Annotated in this window: 15 protein-coding genes and 1 riboswitch; of the genes, 6 read left to right on the plus strand and 9 right to left on the minus strand. The window is 55.9% G+C overall.

Going from position 1 to position 15,207, the window contains the following annotated elements; all coding sequences use genetic code 11:
* Positions 1–42: 42 nt before the first annotated feature.
* On the minus strand, positions 43–1,605 hold the full coding sequence (locus L1047_RS10035) for a phytoene desaturase family protein (RefSeq protein ID WP_235278717.1): 1,563 nt from the start codon (positions 1,603–1,605) through the stop codon (positions 43–45).
* 249 nt (positions 1,606–1,854) lie between these two features.
* Here L1047_RS10035 and argJ point away from each other — a divergent pair, with 249 nt between their 5' ends.
* The 3 genes from argJ to hypA all read left to right on the plus strand — a co-directional run bounded on the left by argJ (position 1,855) and on the right by hypA (position 4,850).
* Positions 1,855–3,072 carry a bifunctional glutamate N-acetyltransferase/amino-acid acetyltransferase ArgJ gene (gene argJ, locus L1047_RS10040; RefSeq protein ID WP_235278937.1) on the plus strand — a complete coding sequence of 406 codons (1,218 nt, stop codon included), beginning with the start codon at positions 1,855–1,857 and terminating at the stop codon, positions 3,070–3,072.
* 61 nt (positions 3,073–3,133) lie between these two features.
* Positions 3,134–3,245, plus strand: a riboswitch (guanidine-I (ykkC/yxkD leader).
* 54 nt (positions 3,246–3,299) lie between these two features.
* Entirely contained in the window at positions 3,300–4,478 is a 1,179-nt protein-coding gene (gene speB / locus L1047_RS10045) for an agmatinase (protein WP_235278718.1), read from the plus strand.
* A 3-nt stretch (positions 4,479–4,481) separates the two neighbouring features.
* Positions 4,482–4,850, plus strand: coding sequence for a hydrogenase maturation nickel metallochaperone HypA (gene hypA, locus L1047_RS10050; protein WP_235278719.1), 369 nt, complete (start codon positions 4,482–4,484; stop codon positions 4,848–4,850).
* 16 nt (positions 4,851–4,866) lie between these two features.
* Here the strand turns inward: hypA and L1047_RS10055 are convergent, their stop codons facing one another.
* The 4 genes from L1047_RS10055 to L1047_RS10070 all read right to left on the minus strand — a co-directional run bounded on the left by L1047_RS10055 (position 4,867) and on the right by L1047_RS10070 (position 7,996).
* Positions 4,867–5,184, minus strand: a complete 318-nt coding sequence (locus L1047_RS10055) for a TMEM14 family protein (protein WP_235278720.1) — start codon at positions 5,182–5,184, stop codon at positions 4,867–4,869.
* Positions 5,185–5,211: 27 nt separating this feature from the next.
* A complete protein-coding gene (locus tag L1047_RS10060) occupies positions 5,212–5,418 on the minus strand; it encodes a hypothetical protein (RefSeq protein WP_235278721.1) in 207 nt (68 codons plus the stop codon).
* A gap of 434 nt (positions 5,419–5,852) precedes the next feature.
* Positions 5,853–6,659, minus strand: coding sequence for a PPC domain-containing protein (locus tag L1047_RS10065; RefSeq protein ID WP_235278722.1), 807 nt, complete (start codon positions 6,657–6,659; stop codon positions 5,853–5,855).
* A gap of 110 nt (positions 6,660–6,769) precedes the next feature.
* The gene (locus L1047_RS10070) at positions 6,770–7,996 is read right to left on the minus strand and encodes a methionine gamma-lyase family protein (RefSeq protein ID WP_235278723.1); all 1,227 of its coding nucleotides are present in this window, start codon (positions 7,994–7,996) and stop codon (positions 6,770–6,772) included.
* 804 nt (positions 7,997–8,800) lie between these two features.
* Between L1047_RS10070 and hpf the strand changes: the two genes are divergently transcribed.
* Both hpf and L1047_RS10080 read left to right on the plus strand, forming a co-directional pair.
* Positions 8,801–9,376 carry a ribosome hibernation-promoting factor, HPF/YfiA family gene (gene hpf / locus L1047_RS10075; protein WP_235278724.1) on the plus strand — a complete coding sequence of 192 codons (576 nt, stop codon included), beginning with the start codon at positions 8,801–8,803 and terminating at the stop codon, positions 9,374–9,376.
* Positions 9,377–9,389: 13 nt separating this feature from the next.
* Positions 9,390–10,115 (plus strand): urease accessory protein UreF, encoded by a 726-nt coding sequence (locus L1047_RS10080; protein ID WP_235278725.1) that lies wholly within the window; start codon positions 9,390–9,392, stop codon positions 10,113–10,115.
* 28 nt (positions 10,116–10,143) lie between these two features.
* On the opposite strand, the gene L1047_RS10085 is transcribed toward L1047_RS10080, so the two are convergent.
* Both L1047_RS10085 and L1047_RS10090 read right to left on the minus strand, forming a co-directional pair.
* Positions 10,144–11,175, minus strand: coding sequence for a S1C family serine protease (locus L1047_RS10085; protein ID WP_235278726.1), 1,032 nt, complete (start codon positions 11,173–11,175; stop codon positions 10,144–10,146).
* Positions 11,176–11,370: 195 nt separating this feature from the next.
* Complete coding sequence (locus tag L1047_RS10090) at positions 11,371–12,690, minus strand: D-alanyl-D-alanine carboxypeptidase (protein WP_235278727.1); 1,320 nt, start codon at positions 12,688–12,690, stop codon at positions 11,371–11,373.
* 347 nt (positions 12,691–13,037) lie between these two features.
* On the opposite strand from L1047_RS10090, the gene L1047_RS10095 reads away from it, so the two are divergent.
* Positions 13,038–13,547, plus strand: a complete 510-nt coding sequence (locus tag L1047_RS10095; RefSeq protein WP_235278728.1) for a MarR family winged helix-turn-helix transcriptional regulator — start codon at positions 13,038–13,040, stop codon at positions 13,545–13,547.
* A 15-nt stretch (positions 13,548–13,562) separates the two neighbouring features.
* Here L1047_RS10095 and phnE (L1047_RS10100) read toward each other — a convergent pair whose 3' ends face one another.
* Both phnE (L1047_RS10100) and phnE (L1047_RS10105) read right to left on the minus strand, forming a co-directional pair.
* Positions 13,563–14,375, minus strand: coding sequence for a phosphonate ABC transporter, permease protein PhnE (gene phnE, locus L1047_RS10100; protein ID WP_235278729.1), 813 nt, complete (start codon positions 14,373–14,375; stop codon positions 13,563–13,565).
* Positions 14,375–15,184, minus strand: a complete 810-nt coding sequence (gene phnE / locus L1047_RS10105; RefSeq protein WP_235278730.1) for a phosphonate ABC transporter, permease protein PhnE — start codon at positions 15,182–15,184, stop codon at positions 14,375–14,377. The genes phnE (L1047_RS10100) and phnE (L1047_RS10105) overlap by 1 nt, the downstream gene beginning before the upstream one ends.
* Positions 15,185–15,207 lie beyond the last annotated feature (23 nt).

Here is a 15,207-nt window from a genome sequence, read left to right on the forward strand (position 1 = left end):
TAGGCTTGGTCATTGTGGCTGAGCCTTTTTTGTTAAGTGGAGTTAAAGTTTCGGGAAGTCGCCAAGCACCACCTGGGCGCAATTATGGCCAGGGATCCCTGTCACTCCTCCGCCAGGATGCGCCCCGGAGCCACACAAATAAAGACCGGCAATCGGGGAGCGGTAATCGGCAAAGCCAGAGATGGGCCGGAGATCATAGCTTTGATCCGGCGTAATTTCCCCATGAAAAATGCTGCCCCCCATCAGGCCGAAGCGGGCTTCTAAATCCACCGGTGACAACATCTGCCGTGCGATCACGGCATTTTGGATATTGGGGGCAAACTGGGCAATTTTATCGATTACCCGATTGGCAAATTCTTCTCGTAGGCCATCGTTCCAATCCCGTCCTTTTGGGTGGTAGGGCACAAACTGGCAGAAACAGGAGAGGATATGTTTACCCTCCGGGGCCATCGTTCGATCTGTGGGGGATTGGCTATAGATCTCGATAAACGGATCCCGAGAGGGGATCCCGTACTTGTAGTCATCCCAGGCCCGCTCCAGGTAGGCCACCGAAGGGGCAATATCCACTGTCGCCGAACTCACCACTTCTGGGGCTATCTCGGCGGGGGCTGCCGTGTAGCGGGGCAATTCTTCTAGAGCCAAGTTCAGTTTGTAAACGGGGCCAGAAGTGCGATAGTTCCGTTCCAGGTGCACCCGAAACGCTTCTGGCAGGGATCCCGTGGGGCACAGTTTCAAGAAAGTCATCTGCGGATGGGCATTGGAAAGTACCGCTCGCGCGCGAATCGTCTCGCCCGTTTCCAGCACCACTCCGGTGGCTTGCCTAGCTTCGACCAAGATCTCGACTACTGGAGCTGAGGTGCGAATCTCCACCCCCAAATCCAGGGCCGCCTTGGCCATGGCCTGGGTGATCGCCCCCATGCCCCCGCGCACATAGCCCCATACCCCCCGCATCCCAATCGCCCGGCCCACCGCATGAATTAGCCAAACATAGGGCGTGCCGGGGGTCATCGGCCCAGCTGCCGTGCCAATCAAAGATTGTGGCGCCATTGCCGCCTTCACCTGATCCGACTCGAAAAATTCATCCAGCAGATCGGTGGTGGAAAGCAGCATAATGCGGCGAAAATCATCCTCATACCCTGCCTGAGCGAAGCGCTCCGCCAATTGCCCCAGTGAAATAGGAGGCTGCATCAAGGTCGGCTCAATCACCTCATTCACCCGATCCCAAAAGTCTTCCCAGCGGTCGTAGGCTTCGGCATCTTTGTCAGAGAACTTGGCAATTTCCGCTTTGCTTTTGGCGCGGTTGTCGGCGTAGAGGAAGAGGTGCTGCCCATCCGGGAAAGGCATGAAGTAGGAGGGCTGCTTGGCGTACACCTCAAAGCCGTACTCTGGCAGGCGCAGGTCACGGATGATCTCGGGTCGCAGCAAGCTGCAGGAGTAGGAAGCCACCGACACGCGAAACCCTGGATGGATCTCTTCGGTAATCGCTGCCCCACCGACGGTGTGATAGCGCTCGAGCACCAACACTTTTTTGCCCGCCTTGGCCAAATAGCAGGCACTGACCAAGCCGTTGTGCCCACCGCCAATCACCACTGCGTCGTAGCTCATCTGTTGTCCTTCGGTCTTTCCCCTATTGGATCTCCACCCAAGATACTGCTTTTCCCAGCGACAGCTTCTACCGCTCATTCAGGCTGATCTCCTGCCCGATAAGAATTGTGGAGAGTCTTGGATCCTCAATCACGTGTTTTTTCAATGGAGAGGTTCTCACTTTAGCCACAAAAACGAGCCGGGATCCTCAGATCACCCTGCAGTGGAGCCGGTATGATATGGCAGATCCACCACCTGGCCAAGAAACGCATGGGATCCCGATTTCAGAAAGTTGAAGGCGCCGTCACTGCCCCACGGGGGTTTCAAGCTGCCGGGGTAGCCGCCGGGTTAAAGCCCTCAGGGGCTGCGGATCTGGCCTTGATTGTTTCTGAGTGTGATGCGGTCGGGGCGGGGGTTTTTACCACCAGCCAGGTGAAGGCGGCCTGTGTCACCTACGGACAAGGGATCCTCGCCCAACAGCAGCCGGTACGGGCCATCCTCTGCAATGCTGGCCAAGCCAACGCCTGCACCGGAGAAGAAGGAGATCGCAACAACGCGCAGATGGCCGCCTGGGTAGGAGAACAGTTGGGGATCCCGGCTGCACAGGTGCTGACTGCTTCGACGGGGGTGATCGGGCGACAATTGGATATGCCGAAAATTCAAGCGGCTCTGCCCAGTTTGGTTAAAACTCTCTCCGCAGAAGGGGGGGAGAACGCGGCCCGCGCCATCATCACCACCGATCTGGTGACCAAGAGCATTGCCCTAGAGACTGAGATTATGGGATATACCGTCCGGGTGGGGGGTATCAGCAAGGGATCCGGCATGATCCATCCCAACTTAGCCACGATGCTGGCCTTTCTCACCTGTGATGCCGCCGTCGAACCCTCCCTATGGCAGGGGATCCTGCAACGGGCTGCGGATCTGAGCTTTAACCAAATCACCGTGGATGGGGATACCAGCACCAACGACATGCTCCTGGCCCTGGCCAACGGCAAAAGCGGGATCCCGACCCTGCAACCGGGTACAGAAGCCGCCCAGATTTTGGCGGAGATGGTGAACACAGTTTGTATTCATCTGGCCAAGGCCATTGCCCGCGATGGAGAAGGGGCCACCAAGCTGCTGGAAATTCAGGTGCGTGGAGCTGTAGAGGATGCGGCAGCCCGGCAAATGGCCCGTGTGATCGCCAGTTCCCCCTTGGTCAAGTCGGCAGCTTTTGGCAACGATCCCAACTGGGGCCGGGTGGCAGCAGCAGCGGGTCGGGCAGGGATCCCGTTCGACAGCCGCCGGTTGGATATTTACCTGGGGGAATTTCTGCTGATGCAGGCAGGGATGCCCTTGGCTTTTGATCGCAAAGCCGCCTCAGCGTATCTGAAAGGGGATCCGGTAACCTTCACGGTCGATCTGCACCAGGGATCCGGCCAGGGTATTGCTTGGGGATGCGATCTCAGCTACGACTACGTGCGCATCAACGCCGAATACACCACCTAAACTCCAGCAGTCCTTCCCAGCGCTGAATGGGCCAACTCACTGTAGGATTGAGGCAAACGCAATACAAAACCTCTAGGATTCCGGTTCTCACTCACGAACGTCTGGTTCAAGAGAGGGATCCGGCGGCTCATGGGTAGCCCTCGGACACACGGAGGGATAAAAGCCCGGGAGAGCTAGCATCACGAAGCGGCCTTCCGGGTTTGTTGTTTGGCAAAAGGGATCCGATCATGACCACCGAATCGAACGTGAATAACGGTTTTTCCAGCGAGGCCCAAGCCGCTCTGGCCAAAGAGGCGGGGCTATCCTTATCAGGCTGGCAACAGGAAGTCAGCCGGGGCCTGGAATTTGGCCTGGAGGCCGCAGCCAGCATCGGCGACCGCTCCATTCCCACCTTCTCGCGTGGCGAATTGCCCCATTATGCGGGCATCAACACCTTCCTCAAGGCTCCTTATCTAGAGGATGTGCGCAAAGTCGGCGAGTACGATGTGGCGGTGGTGGGGGTTCCCCACGATTCTGGCACCACCTATCGACCTGGCACCCGCTTTGGCCCACAAGGGATCCGGCGCATTTCCGCCCTTTACACCCCCTACAACTTCGAGTTTGGCGTGGATCTGCGGGAGCAAATCACCCTCTGTGATGTCGGCGATATTTTCACGATCCCAGCCAACAACGAAAAATCCTTCGACCAAATCTCCAAAGGTGTGGCCCATATTTTCGGCTCCGGGGCCTTCCCGATCATCCTCGGCGGCGATCACTCGATTGGCTTCCCGACGGTACGGGGGGTCTGTCGCCACCTGGGGGATAAAAAAGTCGGCATCATCCACTTCGACCGCCATGTGGATACCCAAGAGACCGATCTGGATGAGCGCATGCACACCTGCCCTTGGTTTCACGCCACCAACATTCGCAACGCGCCCGCCCACAACCTGGTACAACTGGGCATCGGCGGCTGGCAAGTGCCCCGGCAAGGGGTGAAGGTGTGTCGGGAGCGGGCCACCAACATCCTCACAGTAACGGATATCACCGAAATGGGGTTGGATGCGGCGGCAGATTTTGCCCTTGAAAAAGCCCTGGATGGCACCGATTGTGTATACATCAGCTTCGACATCGACTGCATCGATGCAGGCTTTGTGCCAGGTACGGGTTGGCCAGAACCGGGCGGGTTACTGCCCCGAGAAGCGCTCTACCTGCTCAAGCGCATCGTACGGGAGGCGCCCGTGTGTGGGCTAGAGGTGGTGGAAGTATCGCCCCCCTACGACATTAGCGACATCACTGCCCTGATGGCCACCCGAGTTATTTGCGATACGCTGGCCCACTTGGTGGTGTCTGGGCAACTGCCCCGCCGCGAAAAACCCGCCTACCTTCACCCCGAAGCAGAACCAGAAATGGCAGGCGACTGGAGGTGAAGGGTGCATGAAACGGATATGACGCGGGCCTTGATCCAAACCCTGCGGGACTGGTGGGAAAGCCAGCCGGAACGACCTCGGATCACCCACGTCCATTTGATCGTCGGGCGGTTCACCTGTGTGGAGCCGGTCAGCCTGGAGTTTGCCTACGCGGTACAGACCCAGGCTACTTTCCTCGAGGGATCCCGGCTGGTGATCCGGGAAACCCCGCTGATCGCCTACTGCTATTCCTGTAAACAAGAATACAAGCCAGAAATCGGCCAACGGTACGCCTGCCCCACCTGTGGATCCCCGATGGAGGAGATCCGCTCAGGCCGGGAACTGAAAATTGACCAGATTGAGTGCCTATCGGAAGTCTCTCAGGGAGAGTGAACAGGAAGATTGAGGTCTAGGCCAAGCGAAAACTGAAGCCCAAGAGGGCAGCTACCCCCAAGCTCAGGATCAACAGCAAGCCAGCGGGCATAAAACTTTGGGTTTTGCGGTAGCGAATGCCAAACACAATCGACAACAGAACTGCCGTCCCTAACCCCAACCCCAGACCCCAACGGGGATCCGAACCCAGCAGCCAGTAGCTCACCCCACTCAGCAGGGATCCCACCAAGCCACCTAGCAAAGACTTAGGACTTTTGGCCTTGGCATAGCCGATTACTCCGCCCACCAAAAGCAGTACCCCATAGATCAGCAAGGTAATTTGTGCGGTCACCATGATTGCAGACCTCCGCTCAATTCCTGTCTAATCCAGGACGATATCACGGATTAACGGCAAGCGGATGGTGATGTAACGATTCAGAATAGAAGTATCTACGAGGCTGAGGGCATGTTGCTTTCGGCAGGCATTCAAGAGCAACCGCACCAAGTCATCGTCGCGCTGTGTGAGCCATTCTGGCCTGCCGATTTCGCCGACCAAAGACCAAAACTGGCGTACCATTTCAGGAGTCATGGCATCCATCTTGATAAAGAGTAGGGTCTGGACTGCTCGAAAGTGGTCTAGGCCACAGCCCTGATTCTAGAAAAGAGACCCCATCAAAACTGAGAATATTTCAGCTCCGTCACAACTTAGGATAAGATGTCATGCTTGCCCATAAACCTCAGCAAGTGCCCAATATCCTTGCTTTAGAAGGCTTTTCAGGAAGAAATCCAGAGGCTTTTTGCACTGAATATTAAAAAATAATGATTACTGTCAAAACCTCGACATCAACATCAAAAGGTTTGTAAACCTGATCGCGGATCTTACTGACAGCCTTTTCCGACTTTACGCAGGCCCTTGAGCTAGGCAAAAAACCTTATGGGGCAAGGGAGTGACCTAAATCTGCTGTATCAGATAGCGCTGGAAAAGGCTGTCAGAGAGCTGGAGAACCTTTGCAGACATAGGTGCTAACGCAATGTGTACTGCAATACGTAAGCCCCTTGCTCCCCCGGTTCGTAGGTGTTGGCCCGTAGGGTGTAGGTACCTGTACGGGGTAGGAAGGCGATCATCAGGGCATGGGTTCCGCCCCCCTGGTCATCGTCCCAAGCCATGACTTCCCCATCGGGATCCAGCAGTTGCAAAAAGGCGTCGAAATCCGGGCTGGTCATGGAGGCGATCAGAATTTGCCCGGCTCGCGCGGAAATGGGGTGTTCTTCCATCCAACTGCCATCGTCGGGGTGCTGCAGGGATCCCGGCTGCAGACGACCGGAGTGACTTTCTTGCCAATCCAGTTGGGTGACGGTGTAGGTGAGCTGGTAGTCGCCAGTAGATTCTGGTTCAAAGCTGGTGGCCCGCAACGTGTAGGTACCCCCTTCCGGCAAACGCACCGCCAACAGAGCATTCACATCGGAGCCAGAGTCATCATTAAAGGCGATCACCTGTCCTTGGCCATTCACCACTTCCAAATAGGCATCAAAGGCCTCACTTTCCATAGACGCGATCAAAATTTGCCCCGGCTGAGCCGTAATCGAGATTTCATCCAAAAAGCTGCCATCGTGGGGGTTGATCTGATCCCCAGAGCCAAGGGTTCCGGTGATGGTTTGGCTGTCTCTCCATAGGGCAGAACGGGTCAGAGAGGATCCCACCTGAGAGCCACTCTCTCGCACCCAATTTAGCAATCCACAACTGCTGGCCAGCCCCAAGGCCAGGCAACTGAGGGCCAAACGGGATCCCCAACGGCGGGGAGAGGCAGAAGAACGACGCAAATTCAACATCGAAAAGACTCCCCTAGATAAGTGCGCCTGAGGGATAAGAGCCGCAGATCACCCCAATTTTAGTCGCTGGTAGGGTTTATGCCCCTAGCCTATAGGAAAGCTTCAGACATTCAAAGGGCCTCCCATGCCGTGAGCACCGCTTCTAGGGCCAAGCGCCCGTGGCAGAGGTGGGTTCCCCCTTGCAAATAGACCGTGTAGGGATCCCGCATCGGCCCATCCGCAGAAAGTTCGGCACTGCTCCCGGCGATAAAGGTGCCCGCCGCCATCACCACAGGATCGGCATAACCGGGCATCACTTCAGGAATGGGGGTGAGATAAGCCTCGATGGGGGAACTCCTTTGAATGGCTCGGCAAAAGGCTGCCAATTTTTGCGGGGATCCCAGCTGAATGGCCTGAATGATGTCGGTACGAGGAGTTTGGGGCAAAGGAGAGACAGGATAGCCCAGATCCTGAAACACTTGGGCGGCTAAGTGGGCGATCTTGACAGCTTCAGCCACCATCTGCGGGGCTAGGAACACCCCCTGAAACAAGATCCGGTTTAGATCTAAAGTTGCCCCTCCCTCGGAGCCAATGCCCGGCGCCGTTAAGCGACAGGTCGCCTGCTCTACCCACTCTGCTCGCCCAGCCACATACCCCCCCGCAGGTACGATGGTGCCACCCGGATTTTTGATCAGGGATCCAGCGATCAGATCGGCGCCCACATGGGTTGGCTCTTGGGCTTCCACAAATTCGCCATAGCAGTTATCGACAAAGACCACTACCTCTGGGTTTTGAGCTTTGACAAGCTGGATCATCTCGGCGATTTGGGCAATAGAGAAGCTGGGGCGCCAGTCGTAGCCACAGGAGCGCTGAATATGCACCAGACGGGTTTGGGGCTTAAGCGCCGTTTTCAGGCTCTGCCAATCTACGGATCCTTCGAGCAGATCCAATTGGCGATAGGTAATGCCAAACTCCCGCAGGGATCCCTGCCCGGATCCCCGCAAGCCGATCACTTCTTCGAGGGTGTCGTAGGGGGGGCCGGTGATCGCCAGCAGCTCATCCCCCGGGCGCAGTACCCCAAATAAAGCACAGGCAATGGCATGGGTGCCGGACACCATCTGCACCCGCACCGCCGCCGCCTCACAGCCCATGATCTGGGCAAACACCCGATCCAACACCTGCCGCCCCAAGTCGTCGTGGCCATAGCCAGAAACCCCAGCAAAATGATGGGATCCCACCTGTTGAGCGCGAAAAGCCTCCAAGACCCGCGCCAAATTCTGCCGCAAGGTGGCTTCAATCGCCCGGAAGCGCTCTTGCAGGGCTGCTTCTGCGTTGTCCAAATGTTCTACCAGGTTCAATCGGATCCCTCCGCGCCCAAAAATTACCCCATCTTTCCCACACAAAGCTGGGTTTTGAAGGTAGCACTTCTGTCACCTCAAAAGAGGTGAAAAACAGACTTGTCAGACTCACTGCCGCAAGCGATAATATCTCCCAAATTCGGATCCCTGCTCTTGATAAAAACCTTAATTTAACTCAATACCCCTTTATCTTTATCTATCGAGCCTTATCCGCAGAGGGTAGAGCTGGGCTGTATGATAGTATTAAGTACTATCAAGGCCTATGGAAAATTGAGAAGGAAATTGGGCTGCTTAAGCTATGGGTAGTCTACTCATAATCTACTAACGCAAGTTTGGCTTCTATCTTTAATATTTCAGTAACATTCCAGAGATTTTTCTAGAGACTTTTTGTGCAGAGTTAGTCTGTCCCTATTTTGCTGTTCGATTTGATAATTTTGGTAATCAATTGGAATTGCTGCGATCAATCTACGAAGTTTGAATCTGTCGCTCTCGGTCTGGGATAGCCTTTTGCAACAAGGAGGTTGCGGCAATTCACAGTCTCGTAAAGGTTAAGACAGCCTAAAGTTATGCTTAATCTCCAACAGAGATCCCTGGGAGTGATGTTAATTTAGACTTAACCCAAGAAGTTAGCGTCCCTGCAAAGGCTGATCTTCTCGTTATACAGCCCTATTTTTCGCAAGTTGCTGAAGCTGAAATAGCTCATGAATAACTCATGAGCTGGGGGTGTTCTAAAGAACCCAGGGGATCCCTGGCAGGGGTGAGATGCTAACTCAGACGTAAACCGATATGACTGGGAGAGTCCCCATGACGAAGCTTGTGATCCAAGGGAAAAACGTCGATATCACCGACTCCATCCGGAGCTATGTTCAGGAAAAAATCGACCGTGCCGTTAGCCATTTCGCCCAGATCACCAGTGAAGTTGATGTCAACTTATCTGTAGCCCGCAACCCCCGCATCAGTGCCAGCCAATCTGCCGAAGTCACCCTCTACGCCAATGGCACCATCATCCGGGCGGAAGAAAGCAGCGAAAACCTCTACGCCAGCATCGACCGCGTCGCCGACAAGCTAGCTCGCAAGTTGCGCAAATACAAGGAGCGCAATGGTGTTCATCGTACCCGCCATGCCCCCAAAACCTCCGTGGCGGTGGCCCAACAGCCTGTCACCGATCCTTTGAATACCGAGCGGCAGCCGGAGTTACCCTCGGAAGTGGTGCGCACCAAATACTTTGCCATGCCCCCCATGACGGTTCAGGAAGCCCTGCATCAGTTGGAGTTGGTGGATCACGACTTCTTTGTCTTCCGCAATAGCGAGAACGACGAAATCAACGTCATTTATGTGCGTAACCACGGTGGCTTTGGCCTGATCCGCCCCCACCGCTGAAGATGGGTTGAAGATGCCCGGCGAACCCGTTTCTCTCGTTTCTCTCGTTTCTCTTAGGTCTGGTGGCGCTTTCTACCTACTGCTGCAACTCACCGATTCTGCTCTGCCGATTGGGGCCTATTCCCACTCTTGGGGCTTAGAAACTGCCGTTCAAGCGGGGCAACTGCGGGATCGAGTCGGGGTACAGCAGTACCTATTGGGGGTTTTGCATCTGAGCTTGGCTCCTTTTGAGGGTAGAGCCTGTGGGCTAGCCTATTTGCGGGCGCAGGAGGGATCCCCGGCTGAGTTGAGGGACTTGCAGGCGCACCTAAACGCCGCTCGTTGGGCTGCTGAACCCCGACAGGCCAGTTTGAATCTGGGCAAACGCTTGGCCCAACTGGCAGAACGCACCTGGGGGATCCAACCTCCTACCCATGCAGAAGAAGGGTTGCACCATTGTTTGGTGTTTGGCTGGGTTTGCGCCGCAGCGGGCGTTGGCCTGGAGGATGCCTTGCGGGCCTACTTGTTTTCGGCTCTGTCGGGATGGGTCTCAGCAGCGGTACGGTTGGTTCCTCTGGGCCATAGTGACGGACAAGCTTTGTTGGCTAGCCTGTACGAACCGATTGAGCAGGCGTTGCAACAGAAGATCGTGCCGAACCTGAGCCTTGAGCTGGGATCCCAGTTGAGCAGCTTTGCCCCTTTACAGGAGCGAGATGGTCAGGCCCACCAACAGTTGTATTCTCGCCTATTTCAATCTTGAGAGAAGAGTCAGGGATCCCTGGAGTTTCTCAACCCTGCACCGGCGGAACTTCAGCAGCCGTAATTGCCAACGTCAGCTTCTCTGTACCTCGAATCAGTGTGATGGAAGAGGGCACGCCAATTTGCTGCTCCGTCAGTTGGCGGTGCAGGTCGTCGATGCTGGCAATGGTCGCTTCCGCAAAGCCGATGATCACATCTCCCTGTTGCAACCCTGAGCGTTGGGCAGGGCTATTGGGTTCACAAGCAATCACCAGCACTCCACTTTCTACCGGCAGATCGTAAAAGCGCACCAACCGCCGATGGAGAAGCGTATTTTGGCCTTGCACACCAATGTATCCCCGCCGAATTTTCCCCTCCTTGATCAGTTGAGCAGCAACGAATTTGGCCGTATTCACCGCCGTAGCAAAGCAAATGCCCTGAGCGGGCAAAATCACCGCCGTATTCACCCCAATCACTTCGCCACGGGAGTTGACCAACGGCCCACCCGAGTTGCCAGGATTTAGAGCCGCATCCGTTTGCAGCACATTGTCGATCAACCGGCCCGAGCGAGAGCGAAAGGAGCGTCCCAAGGCGCTGACCACCCCCGCTGTGACCGTGGTTTGGAAGCCGTAGGGATTGCCAATAGCAATGGCCAACTGCCCCACCTTGACTTGGGCCGAATCCCCTAAGCGCACAGCAGAAAGCGGCGCGGCATGAATGCGAATCACTGCTAAATCCGTATCAGGATCATCCCCGATGAGCTCAGCAGTAGTCCGTGTCCCATCCGGCAATGACACCTCAATACGGGTGGCACCACTCACCACGTGGCTGTTGGTCAAAATGTATCCATCCGGCGTAATCACAAATCCCGAGCCATTGCCACGGCCCTCCTGCACCCCGCGACGAGGAGTGCGGCGCTGCTGATACACCTCAATATTGACCACCGCAGGGCTAACCTGCTCGGCTACACGAGTGACGGCCTGCGAATAGGCATCTAGAAGTGAGCCATCCGGCAATGGGGTTACAGGGGTGGTGGATTCTGGGGTAGGGCGTTCGTTGGATACAAGGCTGAGTCTTGGCATGGTTATCCCATCCTGCTTGTCCAGTTTTTGAAAGCTCGCCCTTTGGAAAGGGGTTCTTTCATTCTGTCTGGTGGGACAAGGGCTTGTGGGACTTATAGGCCCCATCAGAGGGGATATCCCGACCAAGGCTGCGGAAAATACGCCCTTCCTTTGGAAGTGAAGATTGGATGTGGAGAGGATTGCCAACTTTGGGAATCAGCGGTGAGAAGGCTCATTGATGACCAGCACATCCTGCAGAAACTGATCCTGTTGCTGGCGCAAGAGCCCCAAATCTGGCCCTTGGTTGAGCAAGACAAAGTTGGTGCCATCCGACAACTGCCCCATCACCATCAGGCGGTCTTCTGCAGATCCCACCTGGGCAGATGTGCCCAAAGGCAAGGTACGCACCCGCAGAGTGCTGTGGCCAATCCCTGCCATGGGCAAGATCCGGGTCGGATCCCCGGCGGTGAAATCGATTAGATATTCCCAGAGATGAGCAAAAGCGCGGGGGGAGAGCTGCAACGCTTGGTCTGCTTTTCCAAGACGAATATCCTCCTCTCCAAGAGTCATGGCCGCATCCATATAGGAGATGGGATGAGCCACCAAGCGATGCTGCAGGTACTCCAGTAGGGCTGGTTTGCCCCCCAGTTCCGCCAACAGGGTTTCTGCCATGGCCCGATCATTGCTGCCATTCAGGATTTGCAACAGGGATCCCAGGCGCAAGGAGGTGTAGCTGGCCAAGAAGCGGGCCTCTGCAGGCAAATCCGCCAGGGTTGACACCGAACCGCTGATAGAAACCGTGTGGGGGTGTTCGGGATCCGCGAGGAGTTCCGCAAGACGCCGACCGCTGGCCAAAGGATCGGTTTGGCCCACCAGATGGAAGGAGGGCAGCACCTTCACATCTCCGTCGATCTGGCGGATATTGAAGTTGCGCAAATGACGGGCCAGCGCTTCTACATTCGCTTCTGTAAAATAGGGATCCCCGCCGCCCACAACGATCAAATCTCCGGTGAGGCGATGCCCAAGCAAGTGGCCTGTGGTATAGAACCTTGTCTCAAAGCGATGTTCATAGCCCCAGGTCTCGATAGCCATCAAGCTGATTGCCAATTGATCCAATGCCCCCACCGGCAAAGGCTGATCCAACAAATGCTCCGCCAACAGCTCTCCTTCCGCGGTCCAGAGCAGGATCCCCTGTTGAGAGAGAGACCCTCCCTGGGCAGCAAGCCCCTGCAAAAAGCCGGATAGCACCACTGCATAAGGGGAGTACTCCCAGACTTGGGTCTGAGAACGGGGCCACCAGGGCGGTACACCCGGAGTACCTGTAGGAGAAGGCAGTGGCGGCGGTGGAGTGGGGATGGGGGGAAATGGATTTTGGGCGGATGTCGGGGATCCGGCCTGCACAGCCTGGGTTAGAGGAGGCACTTCAGATCCTGTACGATTCGTCCAGCAGGCCCCCAAGGCGAGGGAAAAAGCCAATGGGATCCCTGCCCAGAAGGAACGACGGCAGGAGCGCAACCACTGTGGAATAGGCGGCATGATCACCTCGCAAAAGACGACAGGCTGGGAAGACTTGACGCTACTCTAGTGCCATCCGAATGGCCTTGGCAAATCTCTACAATGACCCGCTGGCAGCCCAGTTTCAGGCTACAGCCTTTTCCGGCAATACATCCTACAGCCGATGCAGGCCAATCCTTTGTCCGACAAGAATTTCTTCTTGAGCTTGTGTCGTCCATGAAGTCGGAAAAGGCTGTACTGTTTCAGAGCGGGAGAGATAGCTACTTTTGTAACAGTTCACAAACCCTTTTTTCTCCCAAAGGATAGAATGAAACAATTTAGGCTCTAAGCATTCCAGGCCGCCCATGGGAAACAGTCAAACTAAGGTGATGGTTAAATCCGAGAAACGGGCTTTCCTGGAGCGGTGGCACGATGTTCTTGCCCCCAATTCGTTGGGCTATCGCATTCGGCTTTTGTCTCAATTGGTGCGGCGGCAATTTCAGTCTTACCTGGAGCCTTTTGGCCTGACCACCTCCCATTGGGTGGTGCTGTGCTGCCTCTGGGAAGAGGACGGGATCCCGACCTCCACCATTTGCGAGCGCCTACAGCAATTGGGGGGCACCATGACCGGCGTATTGGATGGCATGGAAAAACGGGATCTGATTCGGCGGCAACGGGATCCCCAGGATCGGCGCATTTGGCGGGTCTACCTGACCCCAGCCGGGGAAAAACTGAAGGAGGTGTTGCCCCCCCTGATTTGGGAAATGCGGGATCATACCTATGGATGCTTTACCCCAGAAGAACGGGAAACCCTCTCCCAGCTGGTGGATCGGTTGATCGCCCATTTATCCGATCAGACCATCGTGACAGAATCCGTGGCGGAATCGTCGAATCGGTGAACCAAACGACAGGCTCTAGGTGAGAGCTTGGCGAGCCTTGGCGGAGATCCACTCGCTGATGAACACAGAAATGAAGATGACAATCAGGATCAAGCTCACCTGGTTCCAGCGCAGGGTGTTGATGGAAGCATCTAGCTGTAGGCCAATTCCGCCCGCACCCACCAGACCCACTACCGTGGACTCGCGCAAATTGATATCCCAGCGGTAAACCGTGACCCCGAGAATATTGGTGATCACCTGTGGCCAAATGGCATAGCTCAGCACCTGGGCACCGCTAGCCCCTGTGGAACGGATCGCTTCTACCGGTTCTTCGTTAATTTCTTCAATACCCTCGTAGATCAGCTTGCCCATAAAGCCAACCGAGCGCAGGGCAATGGCTAGGGTTCCGGCCAGAACCCCCGGCCCCAGAATGATCACCAGGATCAAAGCCCAGATCAGGGAGTTAACGGAGCGAGTACCCACGATGATGAACAGGGCAATGTAACGTACCAGCAAATTGGGAGTGGTGTTGCGAGCCGCCAAGAACGCCACTGGCACCGAAATGACGAAGGACAGGGCCGTACCCAAGGTGGCAATGGTGAGGGTATCCCAAAGAGGCCGCCAAAGCTGCGACATATAGTCCCAGCGGGGCGGTACCCCCCGCGAGAGCATTTCTCCCCCTTGGCGGGGTGCATCCAACACAAAGCTCCAAGTGGTGCGCTCGGCAATGAACCGGGCACAAGCTAACATCACCAGCAGCAGCACCAGCCAGAAAGCATATTCCAGCAGAATTTGCTTCTGATTGCGCCACTGCCAAGTTTTGATCCCATTGCTTTCCAGAACAGGCATTATTGCACCCTCTTACGAATCCAGCCGGAAGTCAGTTCCACCACCATCACCAACGCAATAATCACCAGGATGATTGCCGAGGCCGTGTCGTAGTCGTAGCGGCGCAGGGAAGTATTCAGGGTTGAGCCAATCCCGCCGGCACCGACAATCCCCAAAATAGCCGCCTCACGAATGTTGATGTCGAAGCGATACAGGGTCAGACCGATCATGCGGGGCAACACCTGCGGCAACACCGCATAGCTGACCATTTGCAGCCAGGAGGCCCCCGTCGAGCGAATCGCCTCCACTTGCATCGGGTCAATTTCTTCGATGTCTTCCGCCAAAAGCTTGCTGAAAAAGCCCAAACTGCCAAAGGTGAGGGTGAGCACCCCGGCAAAAGGCCCAAAGCCAAACATGACCACGAACAGAATGGCAATGATCACCTCCTGAAAGGTGCGAGACAGGGCGATCAGGCCGCGACAAAACAGATAGATCGGCATCGGCACCAAGTTGCGGGAGGCACCAAACCCCACCGGAACCGCGACGATGAACCCGGCCACGGTGGAGATGGCGGCCATGGTCACGCTTTCCATCATCCCGGTGAAGATCAGGTTGCCGCGGGTGGTGAAATCCGGCTGCAAAAAGGCCAGTAGCAGCCGCCCACTGCGCTCAATACCGCGGGCTACCCGGGCTGGGTCGAAGTTGAGGGTGGATATAGCGAAGATCAGATAGATAATGCCACCCACAACCAATCCCCAACGAACCCAGGGATTCTTAATCAGGGGCGGCGGTGACCATTTCCGACTGCTCAGGGTTGTTGCCTGTGTCATGTTCTGCTCCGCGATGTTGACTT

Source organism: Synechococcus sp. Nb3U1, assembly GCF_021533835.1.
GTDB lineage: Bacteria > Cyanobacteriota > Cyanobacteriia > Thermostichales > Thermostichaceae > Thermostichus.

What these genes read in the sequence shown, in the direction of transcription:
- L1047_RS10035 (WP_235278717.1), bottom strand. Translation starts at nt 1,605, where the DNA reads ATGAGCTACGACGCAGTGGTGATTGGCGGTGGGCACAACGGCTTGGTC.
- argJ (WP_235278937.1), top strand. Translation starts at nt 1,855, where the DNA reads ATGGGATCCCGATTTCAGAAAGTTGAAGGCGCCGTCACTGCCCCACGG.
- speB (WP_235278718.1), top strand. Translation starts at nt 3,300, where the DNA reads ATGACCACCGAATCGAACGTGAATAACGGTTTTTCCAGCGAGGCCCAA.
- L1047_RS10055 (WP_235278720.1), bottom strand. Translation starts at nt 5,184, where the DNA reads ATGGTGACCGCACAAATTACCTTGCTGATCTATGGGGTACTGCTTTTG.
- L1047_RS10060 (WP_235278721.1), bottom strand. Translation starts at nt 5,418, where the DNA reads ATGACTCCTGAAATGGTACGCCAGTTTTGGTCTTTGGTCGGCGAAATC.
- L1047_RS10065 (WP_235278722.1), bottom strand. Translation starts at nt 6,659, where the DNA reads ATGTTGAATTTGCGTCGTTCTTCTGCCTCTCCCCGCCGTTGGGGATCC.
- hpf (WP_235278724.1), top strand. Translation starts at nt 8,801, where the DNA reads ATGACGAAGCTTGTGATCCAAGGGAAAAACGTCGATATCACCGACTCC.
- L1047_RS10080 (WP_235278725.1), top strand. Translation starts at nt 9,390, where the DNA reads ATGCCCGGCGAACCCGTTTCTCTCGTTTCTCTCGTTTCTCTTAGGTCT.
- L1047_RS10085 (WP_235278726.1), bottom strand. Translation starts at nt 11,175, where the DNA reads ATGCCAAGACTCAGCCTTGTATCCAACGAACGCCCTACCCCAGAATCC.
- L1047_RS10090 (WP_235278727.1), bottom strand. Translation starts at nt 12,690, where the DNA reads ATGCCGCCTATTCCACAGTGGTTGCGCTCCTGCCGTCGTTCCTTCTGG.
- L1047_RS10095 (WP_235278728.1), top strand. Translation starts at nt 13,038, where the DNA reads ATGGTTAAATCCGAGAAACGGGCTTTCCTGGAGCGGTGGCACGATGTT.
- phnE (WP_235278729.1), bottom strand. Translation starts at nt 14,375, where the DNA reads ATGCCTGTTCTGGAAAGCAATGGGATCAAAACTTGGCAGTGGCGCAAT.
- phnE (WP_235278730.1), bottom strand. Translation starts at nt 15,184, where the DNA reads ATGACACAGGCAACAACCCTGAGCAGTCGGAAATGGTCACCGCCGCCC.